Annotated in this window: 21 protein-coding genes; 10 read left to right on the plus strand and 11 right to left on the minus strand. The window is 41.6% G+C overall.

Features of this window, described 5'->3' with window-relative positions; translation table 11 throughout:
* Positions 1–144: 144 nt before the first annotated feature.
* Entirely contained in the window at positions 145–363 is a 219-nt protein-coding gene (locus ACSX1H_RS05920) for a hypothetical protein (RefSeq protein WP_439182891.1), read from the minus strand.
* Between the two features lie 172 nt (positions 364–535).
* On the opposite strand from ACSX1H_RS05920, the gene ACSX1H_RS05925 reads away from it, so the two are divergent.
* From ACSX1H_RS05925 to ACSX1H_RS05935, 3 genes are read left to right on the plus strand one after another with little or no spacing between them, the layout of a single operon-like run.
* Entirely contained in the window at positions 536–1,756 is a 1,221-nt protein-coding gene (locus ACSX1H_RS05925) for a sensor histidine kinase (protein WP_439182894.1), read from the plus strand.
* Positions 1,756–2,442, plus strand: coding sequence for a response regulator transcription factor (locus tag ACSX1H_RS05930; RefSeq protein ID WP_439182896.1), 687 nt, complete (start codon positions 1,756–1,758; stop codon positions 2,440–2,442). Before ACSX1H_RS05925 ends, ACSX1H_RS05930 begins: the two co-directional genes overlap by 1 nt.
* A gap of 34 nt (positions 2,443–2,476) precedes the next feature.
* A complete protein-coding gene (locus ACSX1H_RS05935; protein WP_439182898.1) occupies positions 2,477–3,364 on the plus strand; it encodes a helix-turn-helix domain-containing protein in 888 nt (295 codons plus the stop codon).
* 40 nt (positions 3,365–3,404) lie between these two features.
* On the opposite strand, the gene ACSX1H_RS05940 is transcribed toward ACSX1H_RS05935, so the two are convergent.
* Positions 3,405–3,689 (minus strand): GNAT family N-acetyltransferase, encoded by a 285-nt coding sequence (locus tag ACSX1H_RS05940; RefSeq protein WP_439182900.1) that lies wholly within the window; start codon positions 3,687–3,689, stop codon positions 3,405–3,407.
* A 179-nt stretch (positions 3,690–3,868) separates the two neighbouring features.
* On the opposite strand from ACSX1H_RS05940, the gene ACSX1H_RS05945 reads away from it, so the two are divergent.
* Complete coding sequence (locus tag ACSX1H_RS05945) at positions 3,869–4,582, plus strand: pirin family protein (RefSeq protein ID WP_439182902.1); 714 nt, start codon at positions 3,869–3,871, stop codon at positions 4,580–4,582.
* 24 nt (positions 4,583–4,606) lie between these two features.
* Entirely contained in the window at positions 4,607–5,179 is a 573-nt protein-coding gene (locus ACSX1H_RS05950; RefSeq protein WP_439182904.1) for a YceI family protein, read from the plus strand.
* 43 nt (positions 5,180–5,222) lie between these two features.
* Here the strand turns inward: ACSX1H_RS05950 and ACSX1H_RS05955 are convergent, their stop codons facing one another.
* Together ACSX1H_RS05955 and ACSX1H_RS05960 are read right to left on the minus strand one after the other, a co-directional pair.
* Positions 5,223–6,014, minus strand: a complete 792-nt coding sequence (locus ACSX1H_RS05955; protein WP_439182906.1) for a hypothetical protein — start codon at positions 6,012–6,014, stop codon at positions 5,223–5,225.
* 345 nt (positions 6,015–6,359) lie between these two features.
* Positions 6,360–6,839 carry an aminoacyl-tRNA deacylase gene (locus tag ACSX1H_RS05960; RefSeq protein WP_439182908.1) on the minus strand — a complete coding sequence of 160 codons (480 nt, stop codon included), beginning with the start codon at positions 6,837–6,839 and terminating at the stop codon, positions 6,360–6,362.
* Positions 6,840–7,041: 202 nt separating this feature from the next.
* Here ACSX1H_RS05960 and ACSX1H_RS05965 point away from each other — a divergent pair, with 202 nt between their 5' ends.
* The 4 genes from ACSX1H_RS05965 (at position 7,042) to pyrH (ending at position 9,704) form a co-directional block, all read left to right on the plus strand.
* Positions 7,042–7,425, plus strand: a complete 384-nt coding sequence (locus ACSX1H_RS05965) for a DUF8840 domain-containing protein (protein ID WP_439182910.1) — start codon at positions 7,042–7,044, stop codon at positions 7,423–7,425.
* Positions 7,426–7,436: 11 nt separating this feature from the next.
* A complete protein-coding gene (locus tag ACSX1H_RS05970) occupies positions 7,437–8,096 on the plus strand; it encodes a hypothetical protein (protein ID WP_439182912.1) in 660 nt (219 codons plus the stop codon).
* A gap of 43 nt (positions 8,097–8,139) precedes the next feature.
* Complete coding sequence (locus ACSX1H_RS05975) at positions 8,140–8,742, plus strand: TlpA family protein disulfide reductase (protein ID WP_439182913.1); 603 nt, start codon at positions 8,140–8,142, stop codon at positions 8,740–8,742.
* Positions 8,743–8,996: 254 nt separating this feature from the next.
* A complete protein-coding gene (pyrH, locus tag ACSX1H_RS05980; RefSeq protein ID WP_439182915.1) occupies positions 8,997–9,704 on the plus strand; it encodes a UMP kinase in 708 nt (235 codons plus the stop codon).
* A gap of 85 nt (positions 9,705–9,789) precedes the next feature.
* On the opposite strand, the gene porN is transcribed toward pyrH, so the two are convergent.
* The 7 genes from porN to topA all read right to left on the minus strand — a co-directional run bounded on the left by porN (position 9,790) and on the right by topA (position 19,273).
* Positions 9,790–10,638 carry a type IX secretion system ring subunit PorN/GldN gene (gene porN / locus ACSX1H_RS05985; protein WP_439182917.1) on the minus strand — a complete coding sequence of 283 codons (849 nt, stop codon included), beginning with the start codon at positions 10,636–10,638 and terminating at the stop codon, positions 9,790–9,792.
* Between the two features lie 17 nt (positions 10,639–10,655).
* Positions 10,656–12,218, minus strand: a complete 1,563-nt coding sequence (porM, locus tag ACSX1H_RS05990) for a type IX secretion system motor protein PorM/GldM (protein ID WP_439182918.1) — start codon at positions 12,216–12,218, stop codon at positions 10,656–10,658.
* A gap of 38 nt (positions 12,219–12,256) precedes the next feature.
* Positions 12,257–13,093, minus strand: coding sequence for a type IX secretion system motor protein PorL/GldL (porL, locus tag ACSX1H_RS05995; RefSeq protein ID WP_439182919.1), 837 nt, complete (start codon positions 13,091–13,093; stop codon positions 12,257–12,259).
* A 40-nt stretch (positions 13,094–13,133) separates the two neighbouring features.
* On the minus strand, positions 13,134–14,462 hold the full coding sequence (gene porK / locus ACSX1H_RS06000) for a T9SS ring complex lipoprotein PorK/GldK (RefSeq protein ID WP_439182920.1): 1,329 nt from the start codon (positions 14,460–14,462) through the stop codon (positions 13,134–13,136).
* A gap of 46 nt (positions 14,463–14,508) precedes the next feature.
* Complete coding sequence (locus tag ACSX1H_RS06005; protein ID WP_439182921.1) at positions 14,509–15,483, minus strand: PorP/SprF family type IX secretion system membrane protein; 975 nt, start codon at positions 15,481–15,483, stop codon at positions 14,509–14,511.
* A gap of 186 nt (positions 15,484–15,669) precedes the next feature.
* Positions 15,670–16,830, minus strand: coding sequence for an arginase family protein (locus tag ACSX1H_RS06010; RefSeq protein WP_439182922.1), 1,161 nt, complete (start codon positions 16,828–16,830; stop codon positions 15,670–15,672).
* A 7-nt stretch (positions 16,831–16,837) separates the two neighbouring features.
* A complete protein-coding gene (gene topA / locus ACSX1H_RS06015; protein ID WP_439182924.1) occupies positions 16,838–19,273 on the minus strand; it encodes a type I DNA topoisomerase in 2,436 nt (811 codons plus the stop codon).
* Between the two features lie 307 nt (positions 19,274–19,580).
* Between topA and ACSX1H_RS06020 the strand changes: the two genes are divergently transcribed.
* Positions 19,581–21,938 carry a transglycosylase domain-containing protein gene (locus ACSX1H_RS06020; RefSeq protein WP_439182925.1) on the plus strand — a complete coding sequence of 786 codons (2,358 nt, stop codon included), beginning with the start codon at positions 19,581–19,583 and terminating at the stop codon, positions 21,936–21,938.
* The last annotated feature ends 54 nt before the right edge of the window (positions 21,939–21,992 follow it).

Below are 21,992 nucleotides of genomic sequence, written 5' to 3' on the forward strand. Positions count from 1 at the left end.
TTATAGACCTTTTTATCTTTTATGTCAATATTTATTATACCATTATATCCAAATCATACCTTTCTAATTATCAACTCATCACATGCAAACACAAAAAAAGGCTGCTCCAACAGGAACAGCCTTTCATGTAAGTCCAACTTACAATTATGATTTCTTTTCTTTCTTTTCTGAGCAACAAGCTTTCTTCTCACTGCAAGCTTTCTTTTCTTCACAGCTTTTTTTCTCATTGCACTCTTTTTTCTTTTTGTCCTCTTTTTTCTGCTCGGTTTTAACAGGCTCCTGGTCCATTGTCGCTGCCAATGCAGGTGTTGTAATAGCTAGTGTAAAAGCAAAAAGGAACGAAAGGATTAATGTCTTCTTCATAATCATGTTTTTAAATTAATTTTTGTTTGTCTCACTACAAAACTAAGTTTGAACGAGTTAAAAGTAAGTTATCTGCATGTTATTTGCTGTTAACACAATGTTAAAACAAGACATGCAAGTCTTTTATTTTGGTAATTTTGTGACCTAATTAAGAATCCGTATTTTTAAACTGATGGGGAAAAACAAAACCTATAATATCTTATCGGCTAGCACCTTTATCGGGCTCGCCCTTTTGCTGCTTATTCAAATTAACTACATTGTAAAAGCGGCGCGGCTGGAAGAAAAAAACTTCAACCACCGAGTAGTGATGGCACTGAAAGATGCCCGCGATGAGATTGGTAATCGGCTGTGTCCCGACATGGATAAGTTCTTGTGTGGAAACGGATGCATCAACGCCAAACGCAAAAGTGCCGAGGTAGATAGCATCATTCATTCGCAACTGGAAATATACAACCTGCCTCTCACCTACTCTTTTGCAGTTACCGATTCGGTGCTTGCAACCAATAGCAAGGCCATATGGGGACCCAAATGCTATCAACAAACACTGAATGGCCTGCTCGAAAGAGAAGGTATCCGATTACGGCTACAATTTCCGGATAGAAACCGATTTATTCTGGCACAAATGAGTGGACTCTTCATTATGTCCATTTCCATTATATTGTTCCTCTTAATTTCTTTTATCATCCTTTTACGGCTAATGAAACGGGAACAGCTGCTGATGACACACATGCGCGAGTTTGTGAATAACATGCTACATGAATTTCAAACGCCTCTTGCCAATATTAGACTGGCCGCCAACCTGATTATTAAAAAGAAGCACAGCGAAGAAAAAACGAACAATTACGCGCAAGTGGTGCTCAATGAATATAACCGTATGCAGGCTCATGTTGAAGACATTTTAAAACTATCGTGCGAAACAGCTCAAGAGGCCAAACTGGACGAAATAGACATGAAGCAGGTTATTGAGCAAACCATCAAGTCTTTTGCCTACCGTATTGAAGAGCTGGGAGGCGAAATCAAGACCACTTATAAAGCGCGCAGTCACCGCATTAACAGCTACAATGGCCGTTTGGCAATGGTCATTTCCAACCTGATTGATAATGCAATCAAATACAGCAATGGCACGCCGGCAATCACAATTCAAACCGACGTCATAAAAAATAAGCTGCGCATCAGGATTAAAGATCAGGGCATTGGAATTGCCCATAAAGAACTGCCTTACATTTTCGACCAGTATTACAGAGTAAGTACCGGCGATGTGCATAATGTAAAAGGCTTTGGCTTGGGACTAACCTTTGTTAAAAAAGTAATTGAAGAACACAATGGTGAAATAACTGTTGTTAGTGAAGTAGGTAAAGGAACGTGTTTCACTCTTTTATTACCCTTAAAATAATGGCAAAAATACTATTGGTTGAAGACGATATAAGCATGGGCTTTCTGTTGGTTGATTTTCTGGAGTCGAATAGCTTTGATGTTAAGCTGTATAAAGATGGGAAAAGAGGCCTGGAAGCATTTAAAAAAGGGAAATATGATTTTTGCATATTAGATGTGATGCTGCCTGGTATGGATGGTTTCACCATTGCCGAAAACATCAGGCAGGAAGACAAAAAAATCCCGATCATTTTCCTGACTGCCCGCTCTATGAAAGAGGATAAAATCAAAGGTTTTCAGTTGGGGGTGGATGACTATATTACCAAGCCGTTTGATGAGGATGAACTGCTTTATCGCATAAAAGCCATCCTGAACCGCACCAAGCTACAGGCCGAACCTGAAGAAGATACTGTCACACAATTTACCATTGGCTCCTATCACTTCGACGCCACCAACCAAAGCCTGGAAGGGAACGGCTTTTCAAAACGGCTCACGCAAAAGGAATGTGATGTATTAAAAATCCTCTGCCTGTCAAAAAACAAAATTGTTAAACGTGAAGATATTTTGATCGCCATTTGGGGTGAGAATGACTATTTCCATGGCCGCAGCCTGGATGTTTTTATTGCCAAGCTCAGAAAATACCTCAAAGGCGACAAGTCGGTATCCATCGAAAATGTACCTAAAGTAGGGTTTGTGTTAAACGATTAACGCTTCTGCCAGCTGCCCCAAAGTATACAAAGCCATGCATAATCAGATCAAAACATACCAGCTCGAAAAAGCCAATGGTGAAGCTGTTGACTTCATTATTAAATCGACAGCTGACATTTTTGAGCAGATGCAAAAGCAACCGCAAATGCAGGACCATCCGCACAGGCATGACTACTATACCATAATTCTGTTGGAAAATGCACCCGGTGGTGTTCACATTATTGATTTTAAAGAATACCCGCTGGCGGCGGCGTCTATTCACTTTGTTTATCCCGGCCAGGTTCACCAGTTGTTAAGTACAAACATCCCCATTGGCTATGTGCTAAATTTTAGCCGTACATTCTTAATGAAAAATGGCATTACCGATGATTTGGTCGACCGTGTCTATTTATTTAACTCCTTTGGCGACTCCCCTCCAATGCCAATTAGCCATCATCAGCTATCTACCTTCAAAACAATAGTGGAACAAATGCAGAGCTACCAGCAAGGTGATAACTATTTCCGCTACGAAGCGCTCGGGGCGCTTCTGAAATTATTTATCATCAATATATCAGGCGCCTGCAGTTTATCAAATCTCAACCCCGAATATGAGGCAGGAAGCAACCGGCTAATACGTGATTTTAAGAAGCTCATTGAAGAGAAATACCGCGCGGAACATAAAGTCCAGTTTTTTGCCGAACAGCTGGCTGTATCCGCCGATTACCTCAATCGTTATGTCAAAAGTAAAACCGGCAAATCGGCCAAGGAATACATACAGGACAAACTGATTATTGAGGCCAAGCGGCTATTGCTCTTTACCGACTTAACAAGCAAAGAACTTGCATTTAATTTAGGCTTTGAGGAACCCTCACATTTCAATGCTTTTTTCAAAAAGAACACAGCTCACTCACCCATTGCTTTTAGGCAAATGGTTCGTCAATGAACTGCATCCAGCACGCTTGTCCAATTACCGCATCAATACATTATTCTCTAACGTCTTTTAAGCTCTCATCTTTACTTAAAACGGCTTTAACAAATGCACATTCCGGTACAATTTTTATCTTTTTTGACCGGGCATAATCAACGGCTTCGTTTACCAGACGCTTCCCATACCCTTTGCCGCCAAACTCATCACCCACTTTTGTTTCGTCAATAACAATTTTGGACTGTCCTTCCCATCTAAAACGCATTTCGCCGGCGATTAGATCATTTTCAAAAAGTATAAATCGCCCTTTCTCTCCATTATCTTCTATGTTATAGCTTAGCATACACTTCATTTTAGTTTATACATACAACAGCTTCATAATTGAGTTGTTTTGTATGCCTTCAAAATACAGCGGAAAAATAAAATACCCAAAGGTCTGATTTTAATAATCCTTCGCCTGCTTTTTGTAAGCCCCATGCCAACAGTTACTTGTATTTTTGTAGTATCCAAAAACATAGAGCTATGCAAACACATATTTACAAAGCCGATAGCAGAGGAACCGCCGATTATGGCTGGCTCAAAGCAACTTATTCGTTTAGTTTTGCAAACTACCACAACCCAGAGCGCATTCACTTTGGTGCGTTAAGGGTGCTTAATGATGATGTGATTGCTCCAGGAGGTGGTTTTGATACACACCCCCATGATAATATGGAAATTATTACCATTCCTTTAAGCGGACAACTGGCACATAAAGACAGTATGGGCCACACATCTGTTATAAAAAGTGGAGAAATTCAGGTGATGAGTGCCGGCAAAGGCGTTTTTCATAGCGAATTTAATGCCAGCCAAACAGAGCCTTTAAATCTGTTTCAAATATGGCTATTTCCTAATGAAAAAAATGTAGCTCCCCGCTACCAGCAGATAGCCCTTGAAACCCTTGAAAAACGTAATGAGCTCTACCAGATTCTTGGTCCTGATAAAAATGACAAAGGGGTATGGATTTATCAGGATGCCTGGTTTTACATGGGAAAACTGGATGCTGGTTGGAAAGGCTCCTACCAAATAAAAAAAGAAGGTAATGGATTGTACCTGATGGTGATTGAAGGAGAAGTAACCATAGCTGGTCAGAACCTTTCGAAAAGGGATGCCATTGGCATTACCAATACCATGGAAGTTGAGATCGAAGCGCTATCAAACAGTCATCTATTGCTGATGGACCTGCCAATGAATTTTTAATAAACAATCAAAAAAATAAAACACATGAAAACGAGATTATTTCTTTTAGGATTATTGAGTGTTCTGGTAAGCACCACCATTTTAGCACAAAAACATCAGGTTGATGCAAACGCAACTACCGTTAAGTGGACAGGAACGAAAGTAATTGGATCTTCCCACTATGGCTACATTCAACTTAAGGAAGGCCACCTGAACATTAATAAGAAACAAATAACAGATGGTCAATTCATTATTGACATGACAAGCATGACCAATACCGATCTGGAGAATGAGGAATACAATAAAAAGCTAATTGGACACCTTCACTCCGACGACTTCTTCAGTGTTAAAGCTTACCCAACAGCTCAACTAAAAATTACTGACGCCTCAAAATTCAAGGGCAACAAAGCAACTGTTAAAGGTGAATTAACGATTAAAGGACAAACTCAGCCCATTGAGTTTGAGGTTGAGCAAAAAGAGAATGCCTACATGGCCTCCATTGTTGTGGACCGCACCCTGTATGGCATCCGCTATGGCTCGGGATCTTTCTTTGATAACTTAGGTGACAAAGCCATTAGTAATGATTTTACGCTGGATGTAAAATTGGTATTGCAATAATAGTTGTTGGCAGGCAGGTAACTTTCAGTACTTGCCTGCTGTCTTAATAGGCTGCCTCCTCCTCCACACTGTAGTTATCGATAGCAATAATAGTCAACCCGGCTAAAGCCGCAACTCCTACTGCAGTGCCAACACCGGTTGATTTAGTCAGATAAAATTGATTTGCACGCTCTGGCAACTGGTAATCAACAAGCTTATAAATTGAGGTCACCCAAAAATCGTTGTCAACATATCTAAGTTGATCAGATGGATCAACCGAATAACTAACGAAACAACGAAAGTATAGAGGCGATACTTCTTTCGAAAAATCATAAGCTTTTACTTGGTAGCTTTTTCCGTTATCAGCTACAAAATTTCTGCGCTCATACTTTATTGCCTGGCCGGTATCGAGAAATTGAGAACAGATAGTCACATTACTTATGCGTAAACTGGCTTTAGGAGGAATAAAACCAGAACGATCATTATTAACAACTGAGCCTGAACCACTGCCATTGGTATAAGTTGAGTAATCCCCATTTATGCTCACTTCTGAATAGTTGGCATCGAATGTAGCCACTGATGGATTTAAGGGAAAAGTAGCTCCATCCACAACCATCGAAGATTGATCCCAATGAATGCGTACAGGCACCTCTAACTTGTTATAGATAGTCAGGTAAAGCGGGCAATTGGGCCCATTAAAAGCATAGTGAAGCTGTATGCTGTCGTCCTCGTATATGAATCCATCGGAAAAAGGCTGCTCCAGGGAGCTGTTGAGGGTGGCAAACTGGTAACTTGAGCAAGAAGTGAGACAACAGATAGTTGCAGCAAGTACCCAAAGTAAGGAGATATTTTTCATGGTAAAAACAGTTAGGTGCTAAAACAGTTGAGTGGTTTCGCAAAAACCATCTCTCAATGATAAGACAATGAACCAGCTACTTACACGTACATTCAACGCCAAAAAGCAGCCATAACAACTACGGCTCGTTCGAACTATTGAACTTTGTTTTTGGTTTTCCAGTAATAGGTAAGTTCACTTATAGTACCTGCAAGGAAAAGAAGTTTCAGGATGAGAGTTTTGATACAAAAAAAATGTCCGGTACCATTATTGGGTAAACAATTGGCACCAGACATTCACCATCTCACATCACCATCCAACTTACTGTAAAAGAATGGACGAACATTTTGCCTCAGCCTGTTTTAGTTATGCTTCGGCAATTACTCTTCTTGATAGTTTTAGAACTGTAGGATGTACCAATCGCTGGTAATCTTTATAAGTCATTTGAATTAATTCGGCATGGTTGCAGGCGTTAAATGCGATCGTCGTATCTTCAGCCAGCTTCTCTGCAACGAATACATCCATATTATAAAGGTTTCCGAACGGCGGCTGCGCTCCTACCTCACAATCGATAAAGGCATCCTTAAACTCCGACTCGCTGGCTAGGCGCACATTTTTAGCACCTGTAGCTCGTTGAAGTTCTTTCAGATCTACCTGATACGAGGCAGGTAGTACAACCATACACAAGCGACCATCTACTTTAACCATCACTGTTTTCGCAATTTCTTTACCTGAGATATGAGAATAAGCAGCCGTTTTTTGTGCGGTGTAGGCTCTGGAGTGCACAATTCTCTTGTAATTGACATGCTCCAGATTTAAGTACTTTTCTAAGCGTGTAAGTGGCATAATTATCCCTCCATTTAAGTGTTTATAATCGATTGCAATACAAGCCACATTAAGTTACTACCAAATTGACTATCTGTAAATAGCAAACACTTATAAATCGCAGGTGTTTTCTTCCAAACACCTTCTTTCCGACTGATTATCAGAGGCATTTTTCTTTTCGACATATTTATGCCAATTTTGCACTTCAAGAAGACATGTAAGAATGGGAAAGGAACAAGTTTTAACAGCCGAAGAACTGCACTTTTTGGGCATTAAGGTGGTTTATAAAGATATGGTTGATAAGGGTTTTAAAGTGCTCAACGTACGGAAAGAGCTGGATGTAAACCCACAAATATTAGCAACCAAAGATGATAAGCGTTATTTTGTTGTTGTTCGAACAGCCACCTATCCCGAAATGGGTTTGCTGCTGCCGCATATTGCTGCTGAAGTAATGCAACACGGAAACAAACATCAGGCAGTCTGCTATTTTGCCAGCGTGGGCATTGCCAATGCCAATGGTGAAACCGATGAGGAAATGGCCCGCCCGGTTAAGGATGGTGAATACTACATCAACTACAACGGTTTGCAATTGTTCCCTACCTATTAATTAAAAACCACATGCTGAATCAATTAAAAGATTTTTACCAAAAAAACAGACTGTTTATTATTAGTGGCTTAGCCTTGGTATTGCTGCTGCAAATTTGCAGCCGGGGCGCCCGAAAACCAGTATCCACTGCGCTGCCCGACACACACATTCAAGCAGATACAGTGGTCAATGCTGACACCCTTCTTAAGCCACTACAAGAAATATACTACGAAGAAAAACTCAAGAATAGCGAACGTAACCCCGAAATAACTCACCTGTTTTTGTTGATGGGCCTTGTGCTTTTAGTATTTGTTGCCACCAAAAGAGGCTGGCTGCAAAAGCTCACACCGTCTATTGTATGGGTCTCCATTAAAGCGCGCAGAAAAAAGGAGACAAAGGAACGTGTTGCGACTATCTCTATCAGCAACTATACAAAAGAGAGTTTAACCATTTCATCCCCAATCCTAATTTTAAGTTCTCCGTCTAAAAAAGCACGAAAATTTAAAGTAAAAGGGAGCACCGAACAAAATATCTTTCCACTGACATTAATGCCGGGCACGGCTCATCACTTAACAATCAATCTGGATACATTTCGTCAAAAAGCAGGCATCAAAAAAGGTTTTAGGTGGATGAAGGTAAAAGTGAACACCGATAAGAGAACGCACAGCTCTGTCTGGAAATATCTATTTTGAAACTAATCGATAAATTGCTTGTTATACCACAAATAAAATTGTCATGAATAAAGGATTCTGGGCTAATCAATGGCATAAGTATCGAAGAAAGAAAACTGTTTTAGGAATCGTTTTTGATTTCATGTTTACCGCTTTGCTTGTGGCAATGTTATTTCCTGCTTCACGAAAAATTGTTTCGTCCACCATTATCAGGTATAGCATGTTTCAACCGCGCGAAACTAAAGAGGTAAGCTATCTGAATGATACCGATTATAACTGGCATGTTGAAAGCATGGATGGTGAGCTGCTGGAATTATCATCTCTAAAAGGTAAGGTAATATTCATCAACTTCTGGGCAACCTGGTGTCCTCCCTGCATTGCCGAAATGCCGTCTATTCAGCGCTTATATGATGAGTACCAAGATGACATGGCATTTATCATTGTCAGCCAGGAGTCCAAGAGTACGCTGCGTAATTTCATTGATCAAAAAGGATATACATTCCCGGTATATATGCTGCGCAGCCGTCAGCCTGATGTCTTTTCATCCAGAAGCATACCAGCCTCATTTCTTATCTCCCCCAAGGGCCAGGTTATGATGAAAAAGCAGGGAGCTGCCCGTTGGGATGGTGATAATGTGAAGGAGCTGATTGAAAAAATGCTTAAATAAACTACTTGGGCTGAATCAACTCTTGTCCATTCTAAAAGCCTTTTCTTTAAAGTTATAAAATGATGCAGACCGTTTTAGACGGTCTGCAAACGCTGTTACCTTAAAATATAAGTGGCAACCGCCGCGGGCTTCAAGCACGTTTCCATGTATCAGTTTACCATCTGTAGCACTCTTTAAGCCAGACCGAAGAACTGCTTAAGGGTAATAAATGATTTCTTATCTTTGAATGCTTAAACTACAAATAATTGCATAAAATGAAATACAAAAGAATACTCCTCAAGCTAAGTGGGGAATCCCTAATGGGTGAACAGGGTTATGGCATTGACCCTGAACGTCTTAATGACTATGCAGAGCAAATAAAGGAAGCCGTGCAACATGGCGTGCAAATTGGTATTGTTATAGGTGGCGGCAACATCTTCAGAGGTCTGAGCGGCGCATCTAAAGGTTTTGACCGTTATAAAGGGGACCAGATGGGCATGCTTGCAACTGTAATTAACGGCCTGGCATTGCAATCAGCCCTACAAGCCATGAATGTTAAAACACGCGTTTTAACCGCCATCAGAATGGAACCTGTGGGAGAATACTACGACAAACCCAAAGCCATTGAAGCCTTAGAAAAAGGAGAGGTAGTCATCTTATCGGGCGGAACTGGCAACCCCTATTTTACCACAGATACAGGCTCTTCCCTAAGAGGCATTGAAATTGAAGCAGATGTGATGCTCAAAGGCACACGCGTAGATGGTGTTTATACCGCCGACCCTGAAAAGGATCCATCCGCTACTAAGTTTGATGAAATTACTTTTGATGAAGTGTATAACCGCGGCCTAAAGATTATGGATTTAACGGCCACTACCATGTGTAAAGAAAACAATTTGGATATTGTTGTTTTTGATATGGATACAAAAGGCAACCTTTTAAGGGTGCTTAAAGGCGAAAATATTGGCACTTTAGTGAAGAACTAAGAAACTATCGGCTATAAAAAAAGGGAGCAAATTGCTCCCTTTTTTTATATTTAGACTAGTAATAAACTTTAACCTTATCCTTGGTTTAGAACTCCCACATGTCGTGTTCTTTGTTAAAAATTTCTTCTTTTATGCGTTCTGACTCCATCATTGCTTCCATACCTGCGGTATAAGACTCAATACGACGGTTATTATAAACGTTGGCCTCTTTGTAGATGTAACTACCGAAATAACGCTTTATAAAAATATCATCGAACGTACGGCGCTGCGAATCATTTCGTGGGTTGAATACCTCATGACGGGCAAATAACCCCCGAGCTTCCGGGAAATAAATCCAAAATGTTTGAGACTTTCTTACCTGTCCTTGTCCTCCATCTCCTTCAATATATTCTCGTATTGGGCATAAACCGATGATGCGAACATCCATGCGTGAATATTTTCGGTCGAAGAACCAGATTTCCTTGAGCATGATTTGCTTAATCTCAGTGGAACGCACTTCGCCACCAACTACCTTTTCTTCGTACATGCCTGTTTCGGCGTTACGAATCATGGTTGTATCGGCAACAGCTCCCATTTCACGATTCACCTGCTCAACGGTCAACGGAACCTGAAACTCATCTTCCGTTTTTGTTGAATAAGCAGTTAGGCCTTCATAGGTGATGCCATAAATCAAAAGATCAATCAAGCTGTAACGATCATCCATCCTGGTGGTTGGATAATACATTGGCAAGTTTATCTTTTCACGCAAATCAATAATTCGCCAAATTTTCTTTGCCCACAAAACGTCAGCTTCACGAACATGCGCATAAGGAATTGGTTTACGATTTTCCACATGATCTTTGGTATAAAGCTCAGTGTTAACCTCCTGTGCATGCAAAGTATCTGCTGCACCTAAACCAACCAATACAATAAGGATAAAGAATATTCTTTTCATTGTCTCAAATTTTATTTCTAGTCAACAGTTAGCACTATTGAAGCCAGCTTCCTATTGCGCTTATCGGGTCCAATAGCCTTAATTTCTTCTACGTTAATTTTAGCTCCGCGTGTTGTCCCTTTAATCAGGTTTTTCTGAGCCTCTGTTAAACGGTTACTATTTGACATCTCACTGACAAAGAAGCCTCCTTTGACGGTTGAGATACTAAATTGCGTGACTTTATATTCCAATTCGAAATCAAAGTCGTCGCCCATTTCTGCAAACACACCACTTTGGTTCACCAAGAGGTTTTTACGAACTTTACCATCGCGCTTACCTGCAAAGGTTGCATATGGCAGAGGAAGTGGCTTAATACGGAATTCCTGACTTCCTAAACGTCGTGTTTGTCCGTTGATAACTGCAGATACTGTCACTACTGACTTTCCACCTGCGAATCCGGCTTTAGGTTTCACGTAGAATACATCACCACTCTTACGGAACGTACAGTTACCAAACGACACTTTTAACTGGCTGCCTGATACACCTGGAACTGAAACTTCCACTGGGTTTTCCAAGGCCTCATAAAACACGTTCATTTTGGTAGGCGAAATTACCACGTTAGGCTGAATCACCTCGTACTTGTGAGAAACATTGTATCGCAGTGGCTGACCACTAGGTCCCGTCATTGTAATAGTACCTTCCCAGCTTTTTTCTCCTAAGGAATTAGCAGGAATAGATAATACACCACGGCCATTAGGTTGAACTTTAATGTTGTAACCCGGAATATCATATACCGCTGGTTGCAGAGTATCTGTTGCCGCTAATAACAGCTCGGCATGGTACTCACCACCTTTTATCACCACATCCGATCGTGGAATAACGATAGACTCTACTTTATTAAACTTAAACGATCCTTCGTCAATGCTATTTAATAAATAAGAAGCGATATCGGCTTGTGTATTTCTAATATTACTCTGAATACTACTTAGCAGAGCAAAAGATGCTGATAATGGCAAAGCCTCAAATTTCTGACTTGCCCATGATTGCTGCACTTGCCCTTTTTTGGTAGGCTTACGAGCTTCAGTAGATAAACTCTTTATGATCGTATGCACCACCGCTGTATCTTCCTCATCAACAAACTCAAGCAGCTTATCTTTATAAGCATTTATGCGCTCTTTCAGTTCCTCACTGCGCTGACCACCCTTCTCGGTAATCATTACCTGTGCAGCCACGTCTTGATTATCCGCCCCTTTATATCCATCTTCTAATGAACCCTCTGGGTCGACAATTTTAACCATTATTCTCTTTAATGAGTCAATATGGTTGTACAAGTCATCGGCACTTGCGTAAATCGTATTTACTTGTTCGCGAACCGGCCTCACTTTTTGAGGATTTGCAAACTCAGCAATCTCAAATTGATTTTGAAGCTCTTTATTTTTAACATCGGTTGCTTTTATAGTCTCTTGTATACTTTCGTCTACCAGTTGAAATGCTAGAAGTAGCTCCCCTGACACGTTCAATGCAAGCATTGCTGTCAGGAAAAGGTACATCATTCCGATCATTTTCTGCCTGGGGGTTTCGGGACAATTTCCGCCACTCATAATTTTCTTCTTTTAGCAGTTGTTTATGATCTTCTTAATTACTTGTTTCCCATATTCATGGCACTAAGCATGTTGCCATAGATAGCATTCAACTCAGATACAGACTGACTCAGCTGGGCAACTTGCTCACGATATACTTTGGCGTCTGTTGCCGATTGCTGAAATTGATTAGTAATTTCAGATAGTCCTTGTGTTAGCGCTTCTGAGGCTTGCACCTGACTATTAACACCCTTAAGCTGCAACTCATAGGCCGAATTGATAGCAGCCAGATTCTTGGTTACATCATTCAATTTTTCACCATAGGCCTTATTATTGGCGGCCAAATCATCGAAATGTGATTTAAGTGAATTACCTGAATTGGCATAGGCTTCAGCCAATACCTGACTGCTTTGAGCCATTGAAGCCTGCTGATTAGCAAACTGACCAACCGCATCACCAGCTGTTTTCATATTCTGAATATAGGTATTAGTAGCTACCGTTGCATTTCCTATATCGGAAAGTTGCGAAGATGTATTGGATAGCTTCTTAATGCCTTCTGATAATTTCTCGATATCTTTTGCATCAAGACTACCACTTTGTACCAGAGCAGCCAACTCACTGCCACCTCCACCGTTGCCGCCTCGTTCGCGCGGTTCTAATCCGTGGAGCTCCGGGTAAACAAGCCCCCAATCGGGCATTTCATGTGGTTTCTCAAAAGCTGATAACGCAAAAATAATAGCTTCAGTTCCTAAACCTGCAATTAGCATGATTGATGCTCCTGGCAAGTGAAGAATTTTCCATAATGCTCCCAATATTACTACAGCCGCACCAAGACCGTACACTTTACCCATTACATTTTTATAAGCTGGGCTCTCAACAAATTCTGAAATACTCATAATGACCTGATTTTTTTCTTTTAACCGTCCTAACTCTCTTTTAGTCGCCGATGTAATCTCTTACACATCGGAAACCGATAAATGATTTTGAAGAATCCTGATACTCATATGTACGGGTACCATTCTGTAAAAAATAACCTACATCTTTCCAAGAACCACCGCGCAACACTTTTCTTTTCATTACATGCGGATCATCGGGTAAGGCATTGTACTTATAAGTTGGATTAAAATCATGCGTAAAAGTGTAAGCCGACTCATCATAGGCACTGGATGTCCATTCTGCAACATTACCAGCCATATCAAATAAGCCATAGTCATTGGGCGCGTATGAACCTACGGACATAGTTGTCATACCACCATCATCACCATAACGTCCACGCAAAGGCTTGAAGTTGGCAAGAAAGCAGCCCTTATCGTTGCGTGTATACAAACCACCCCATGGGTACATAGCTTGGTCAAGGCCACCCCTTGCAGCATATTCCCACTCGGTTTCGGTTGGAAGACGGTAGTTATTTACCACCGGCTCGCCTTTACTTTTTAAGAAGTTGTTTAGTAATTGTGTCCGCCAGATACAGAAAGCCGTTGCCTGCTTCCAGTTTACCCCTACAACAGGATACTCATCAAACCCAGGGTGCCAAAAGTACTTTTCAGTCCATGGCTCGTTGAATGAGTAGGTAAAATCAGCGATCCAGCACAAGGTATCCGGATAAACATTAACAGCATCCTTCATTATGAAGGCTGAACGATCGTTAATTTCACGCTCTTCCCCTTTTTCGTCGTAAACAACCCCTTCGTATTGTTTCGTTTCGAAGTTATACCTGTTACTGCTATTTGCAGCCTGCAGCAGGTCAACCCACTCATATTCATAGGTTAGCTTACGAGTATCAATCTCCTTGCGTCGGAAGAACCGTTCACCTTCAGCTAAGAACATTTCATCCAGGATTTCGGTAAATTCTTCGTTTTCCCAATCAATTGGCTCGTCCCAATTTAGATAAGGTGGATCGATTTCATTACCATTATAATCTTCGCTTATTAAGAATTCCTCAAATTGCTCGCCCAATAAGCTACGTGCGATTGAGTCTTTAACCCAAAATACAAACTGACGGTATTCGCTGTTTGTAATCTCTGTTTCGTCCATCCAGAATGAACGCACAGAAACAGTTTTAGTCTGCGAGGTCATTGTACTGGCAATGTCCATGTCATTAGGACCCATGTTGAAGCTACCCTGAGGAATAAACAACATTCCAAACGGATCTGGTTCATAGAATGTGGCCCGGCGTTGAACGCCTACCAATTCTCCACCACTGGACTGTCCGCATCCAGTTAAAATGGTGACAAAAATGACACTGATGGCAAGTATTTTCTTCATAATAGCCTTAATATCTGAATTACTCTTTTACTTAATCTGTTCTTACTTATAAATATCTTACACTCTTGTATTGTTTCTTTCTTTTTTCAATGCTCAAATCGAACTGATACCCGAGCATTATTTCATGCGAACCATTTCTGGCGCCTCCCAGTTGGGATATGCTGATGTCGTAACTATAGCCTATTCGCAGTCCATTATTTAATTCAACACCACCTAACAATACAATTGCATCTTGCATCCGAAAAGTTATTCCACCCCAATATTTGTCTTTCAATATTCCATTGATATTCCAGTCAATCTGATAACTACTCATATTCGTTTTCAGAAATATTGATGGTACGAGTACTATTGGACTTTTCTTCAATTGAAAACGGTAGCCTCCGGTAATAAAAACAGTACGGTCGAAGTAAGAAGTGTATGTTTCTTTGAATTTAGGTTTTGGTTGATTTAAATGAGCCACTGAAATACCCATGTAATAGGTTTTATGTTCCAGAAAAGCTCCTATGCCTGCATCAAATGCCACGCCTTCATCATCAGGGAATGATTCTTCACTATGGAAGCCCCCCCCGATCATATCTTGAATATCTTGAGGCATTGTATACAGCTCACTTCCTTTAATTCCTTGGTTAATTAGGCCTAACGAAAGACCTACACCAAGCTTCCCGTAGTCTGTTTCCCATCGTTTTGAATAAACAGCCGACATATATATAGTAGATAATGCGCCTATTTCATCATTCATGATGGACAAACCAACTCCGCTGTTCCATCCCAATAAGTTAACTTCTGTATCTACCCCAAACACCGTTGTGCTTGGAGCCATTGATGAACCACCTTCCGGCTTAAACCCGCCCATCCATTGTTGCCTGTTACCAAGTGTCAGATTCATCATTTCACTTGTGCCTGCGAATCCGGGGTTAACAGTCAGGTGATTAAACATGTTCTGACTGAACTGTGGATATTGCTGTCCCCAAGACAGGGAAGCAACGCAAAATAACAGAAAAAATACTATTCTCCTAGCCATGCCAAAAAGCTGGTATTTACATTTTTTGAACCTTAGTTCGTTAATCTTTTGCCTCTTATGGTTTCAATTATACATCCACCATTTTACTTACCAGCTGACAGAAAGCTGGAGATATATACTCTAATTAGTCATTAAAGGTTTCATTTTTCAAAATTATATATCATAAAAATATTGTTATACTTTGGTTTACAACCCTGTTTTTTTGAAATAGCGGAACCATTTTTCCGGAATTTCATTTGCTGAAGCCGCTTCAAAATCATTGCGCCCACAGGCAATGACAACAACCCCCTCATTACTTCCCGGTATCTCCACCCACCACCTGTCATTATCCGGGTTGTTGTAAAATTTTATATCCAGCTCATAATCTTCCAGATAAACGATGAATTGCCGATACTCATCCAGATCTTTGACCGGATAATCATTATAACGTAAAGCAATGCCTTCTAGTATGTACCAAATTGCCTGAGCACCTAAAACAACTCCCTGAGAACGTTGATCTAACTGCACATCAAGCTCGAAAATTCCAAATATATTTATCTGATCACTCTGGCCTGCGTACCACATTAACTGACAAAGCTCCTCACCAGTTAGTCCATTAGGCATTGGTAAAATATGTGCCGGCTGGTCACACTGCCTCACAACAGTCATATCAACGCTAAGCAGGTTGGCATCCCTCATAATAGGTTCGACAATCCGATGCCCCGACTGTCTTATCTGCCCCAATCGAATAACTTCATCTGCCACTTCTGTAACTTGGTCCTCTTGGTAGCGGCTAAAAAGATACTTTTGTACCCCAACCACTGATAAGCTCGTCGGACGGTAACTTTCACTGCTAAACATGTAATCCAAAAAGCTGACCGCTGAAAAGTCCTGATCGGGTGCTTGCCAGTCCAGCTTACTGTCGACCACGGCCAGATTGCAGCCTGCAGCCTGCAGCTGCGAAACTTTAACCAAGGGCAATGTGTAATCCTGGCTTCCTCCAATAACTATTGAAACAACACGGTGCTTAACGAGATGACTCACCACTTCTTCAAGCGCTTTGTAGCGGTCATCGATGGTTTTTCCACGGATATTGCCTAAATCGACTATCGAAAGTTTTTTAGATAGTGCCCGTAAGCCCATCAGGTAGGCTCTGATTTTATCGGGTGCTTGTGCGCACCCCTTGTGCTGCGAATTGCGGGCATCATTAACCCCAATAAGCGCAATATCAAGTTCATCCCAACTTACCGACTGAAGACTGTGAAAGCTATGTACCTGCCCACGGAGCATTTCATCTTTCTGCCCTTCGAATGCATTTATTACATGATATTTTGGTTGGTCAAAATAATGGATCCAGTCTTCAGTCACGGGTTGGTTATTTGGTTTTCTTTGTCGTCTTTTTCTTTGTTGTAGTTGCTTTTTTAGCGGTTGACTTCTTTGCTGTTGTTTTTTTGGCTGCCGGCTTTTTAGCCGTTCCTTTATTATCAGCCTCAATTAATGCTCTACAGTCATCCAAAGATAATTCTTCTGCGTTTTTATCCTTTGGTATTTTATAATTCTTTTTCTGATACTTGATAAATGGCCCCCATCGTCCGTTAAGAATCTGTAAATCGGGTTCTTCATCAAACAGCTTAATAATTTTCTTTAAATCTTCCTCACGCTTTGTTTTAATACGTTCTATCGCAGTTTCCAAGTCAATTTCGAACGGATCGTCCTCCCCTTTCTTTAAGGAAACAAATTTACCATCATGACGAATGTATGGTCCAAAACGACCAATTCCAATCACCACCACTTTATTTTCAAACTCGCCAAGTGTACGTGGAAGTTTAAATAAATCGAGTGCTTCCTCGAGGGTAATGGTTTCAATGTGCTGCCCTTTTCGCAAAGAGGCAAACCTTGGCTTTTCGGCACCTTCCTCTTCCGATGAAACACCAATTTGCGCTAAAGGCCCAAAGCGCCCAATGCGCACAGACACCTGCTGACCACTGGCCGGGTCCACGCCCAAAATACGTTCACCGGTGCTTTTTTCGGATTGCTCAAGTGTTTCTTCAACTCGAATATGAAATGGCTTGTAAAATTCGTCGATGGACTTGCTCCACTCGATATTTCCCATTGCCACATCATCAAACTCTTTCTCAACTTTGGCAGTAAAGTCAAAAGAAACGATGTTTTCGAAATATTTAACGAGGAAATCGTTAACAACCATTCCAATGTCTGTTGGAAACAACTTGTTCCTTTCAGCGCCTGTTATTTCTGATTTTTCACTCTCTTCGAGCTGCTTGCCACTTTCAAGCAATAAGTGCTTATAAACCCGTTGCGTTCCTTCGCGGTCTTCTTTCTCTACATACCCACGATTTTGTATGGTCGAAATGGTTGGCGCGTAAGTAGACGGACGACCAATCCCTAATTCTTCGAGCTTACGAACAAGGCTGGCCTCGGTGTATCGGGCCGGTTTCTGACTCCAGCGCTGGCGTGCCTCCACATGAAGCATCTCTAAAACTTCTCCTTTATGAATTGGCGGCAACAGTACACTTTCTCCTTCCTCCTGCTCATTTTCAGCGTCGGTCGATTCGATATACACTTTCAGGAAACCATCAAATTTAATGATTTCGCCAGTTGCCAGAAACTTCTCATTCGCGCCATCCACTTCAATGTGAATGACTGTCTTTTCCAACTGCGCATCGCTCATTTGAGATGCAATGGTTCGTTTCCAAATTAACTCATACAAGCGCTTTTCCTGCGCTGAACCAGCAACCGTTTCTTTATCAAGGTAGGTCGGACGAATGGCTTCGTGAGCTTCCTGGGCTCCTTTTGCCTTCGTCTTGTATTTCCGAATTTTAACGTATTCGGCCCCCATCTTTTCTGTTATCTGGGTCGATGCCATATTCAAAGCTAAATCCGAAAGGTTCACCGAATCGGTACGCATGTAGGTTATCTTACCGGCCTCATACAACTTTTGAGCTATCGACATGGTTTGCCCCACTGAAAAACCTAATTTCCGAGAGGCTTCCTGCTGAAGTGTAGAAGTGGTAAAGGGAGCGGCTGGCGATTTTTTTACGGGCTTTTTCTCAACCTGTGAAACCAGAAATTTAGCATCGCTACATTTATTGACGAATTCTTTGGTTTCTTCGTAGGTATTGAAACGCTTATTTAACTCAGCCTTCAGCTCTTTGACCCTGCCTTTCTCATCGGTCACTTCAAACATGGCCGTTACCCGGTAGGATGAAGTTGGCTTAAACGCAAATACTTCTCGTTCGCGATCGACAATCAAACGCACAGCTACAGATTGCACCCTGCCGGCAGACAAGGAAGGCTTCACCTTACGCCACAAAACAGGCGATAATTCAAATCCAACCAGCCGGTCGAGTACGCGCCTGGCTTGCTGTGCATTAACCAGGTTAATATCTATTTTCCGAGGATTTTGAACCGCCTTTTGTATGGCGTCTTTCGTAATTTCGTGAAAAACAATACGACGGGTATTTTCTTCATTCAGTTCAAGTGTTTCAAACAAATGCCAGGCAATGGCCTCTCCCTCGCGGTCTTCATCGGAGGCGAGCCAAACCATCTTGGCTTTCTTTGCTAGCTGCTTTAGCTCCTTAACAACATCTTTTTTGTCAGAGGAAACAATGTAATCAGGCTGATAATTATTATTGATATCGACGCCAAAATCACTTTTAGACAAATCACGTATATGACCATAGCTGGATTTAACCAGGAAATCACTCCCCAGAAATTTCTCAATGGTTTTTGCTTTTGCAGGTGACTCGACTATCACCAGATTTTCTTCTGTACCCGTTGTTTTTTTACCCATCTCTCAAATTGTCTTACAAACTCCTCATATTATTAAAGCATGCAAACTTATATAAAATTGCCACAATGTTAAAAAATGAAAATGCTTTACGCAAACGTTCGCCTCAGACGATCCGTCAAATTTTACTATTTTTACACCAAAATATCAATAATTATTAAGAAGCAAGCTGTTTTTACCCAGATACTGAAAAGTCAACTGTTTTTGAAAAAAAGTAAGCAGTTGAGCAAACACTCTGATGTGTCGCCCTGTTTAACAGCTCTTCGGGCATAATTATTATAACACGCTAGATAATAAACACTCAAGACAGATGGAGCAAACAAAATCGAAATATCGAAAATTAATACGACTATTCTGGCTCATGGTGATTGGCGGCATACTGTCAGTATTTACGCTATTTGTCATGATATCAAACGGTCTGCTAGGTTTCATGCCCACGTTTGAAGAACTGGAGAACCCTAAAAGCAATCTGGCAACCAATGTTTTTTCAAGCGATCATCAAATTTTAGGTAACTACTTTCGCGAAAACCGAAGCTACAGCCTTTATGAAGAGCTCTCGCCCAACATTATTAATGCACTGATTGCCACCGAAGACGTGCGCTTTCACGATCACTCAGGCATTGATGCCCGCGGATTGGCCAGAGTTATCTTCCGAACCATTATTATGCAGGATCAAAGTTCCGGTGGCGGAAGTACCATCACTCAACAATTGGCTAAACTCCTATTCCATGGCCAAGCATCGAGCAACTGGGAACGTGCTTTTCAAAAGCTGAAAGAATGGGTTATCGCAGTAAAACTGGAGCGCAGCTACACCAAAGATGAAATCCTGACCATGTATTTAAACAAGGCGGAGTTTATTTACGATGCCTATGGCATTAAAAGTGCAGCTCAAACATTCTTCAACACCTCAACCGACTCCATTAAAGTTGAAGAAGCAGCTGTGATTATTGGAATGCTTAAAAACCCTGCGCTTTTTAACCCTGTTCGACGGCCTGAGCTGACACAAGATCGCCGGAATGTGGTGCTAAGACAAATGCAAAAAGCTCAGTTTCTAACACTGGCCGAGTACGACTCACTCTCTGCATTGCCCCTTACCCTGCAATTTAATCGGGCTGACCATAAAGAAGGATTAGCCCCTTACTTTCGCGAATATCTGCGCTTAGCATTAACAGCTAACGAACCTATAAAATCTAACTATCCATCGTGGATGGAAGCCAAGTTTTTGGAGGATAGTGCCCGATGGGAAGATGATCCTCTCTACGGATGGGTTCATAAAAACTACCGCCCCGATGGCACACAATATGACATTTACAAAGATGGCTTACGCATCTATACCACAATCGACTCACGCCTTCAGCAATATGCCGAAGCGGCTGTTAAAAATCACCTGAGCAAAGACCTTCAGCCCAAATTCTTCGAAGAGAAAAAAGGAAGAAGTGGCGCACCTTATACCAGCGATCTGTCCAAAGAAGATTACGAGAACATCATTGAAAAGGCTATCAAAAATACCGATCGGTACAGAGGCCTGAAAAGAAACGGTGCGGATATGGACAGCGTTATGAGGGTGTTTAAAACGCCTTACGACATGACTGTCTTTACCTGGGAAGGTGAGCAAGACACGGTGATGACACCTTTAGATTCGATACACCACTATAAATTTTACTTGAGGGCAGGCATGATCTCCATGGATCCCTTATCGGGCCATGTGAAAGCTTATGTTGGCGGACCTAATTTTAAGCATTTCATGTACGATATGGCCGGCAAAGGTAAGCGACAGGTGGGCTCTACCATTAAGCCATTTGTTTACACATTGGCCATGCAAGAAGGCTTTACCCCCTGCGATTTGGTGCCCAACATTGCTCAAACCTTCTATCTGGGAGGGGGAAAAACCTGGACCCCTCGAAACAGTGGAAGTGCGCGTGCCGGGGAAATGGTGACGCTCAAGTGGGGGATTGCCAATTCGAATAACAACATTACTGCCTGGGTGATGAAGCAATTTAACCCGGAGGCGGTCGCCAATACCATACACGAATTGGGCATCAAAAGTCCAATGGATGCGGTGCCGGCTCTTTGCCTGGGAACCCCCGATTTTGGCTTACTGGAAATGACCAGTGCCTACAGCACATTTGCCAACAAAGGGGTAAACATTGAACCAATGATTGTTACCCGCATAGAAGATCGCTACGGCAATGTTATCAGCGACTTTCACCCACAAAAAAGAGAAGCCATTAGTGAATCAACGGCATACCTGATGCTGAACCTTCTTCAGGGGGTTGTTAACCAGGGAACAGGCAGACGCCTGCGCTCTACCTACAAAATGCAGGGCCAAATAGGTGGCAAAACAGGTACTACCCAAAACCACTCTGACGGCTGGTTTATGGGCGTAACGCCACAACTGGTGACCGGTGTATGGGTTGGTGGTGAAGAGCGCGACATCCACTTCGATGGCATCAGGCTGGGACAGGGCGCCAATATGGCCCTGCCAATATTTGCCCTTTACATGAAAGATGTTTACGCCAATGAAGAGCTGGGCATAACTGAAGAAGATGTGTTTGAAGAACCCCTCAACTTTAACATTAATGTAGATTGCGGCGATAATAACAGAAACCAATCCGCGGATGATGAAGAGCAGGAAGAGGCCATTCAAAATGTGGAAGAATTCTTTTAACAGAAAATAAACTCAATAAAAAAGAGCAGCCTGATGTTTCAAGCTGCTCTTTTT

Source organism: Carboxylicivirga taeanensis (assembly GCF_051851475.1).
Classification (GTDB): Bacteria; Bacteroidota; Bacteroidia; order Bacteroidales; family Marinilabiliaceae; genus Carboxylicivirga; species Carboxylicivirga taeanensis.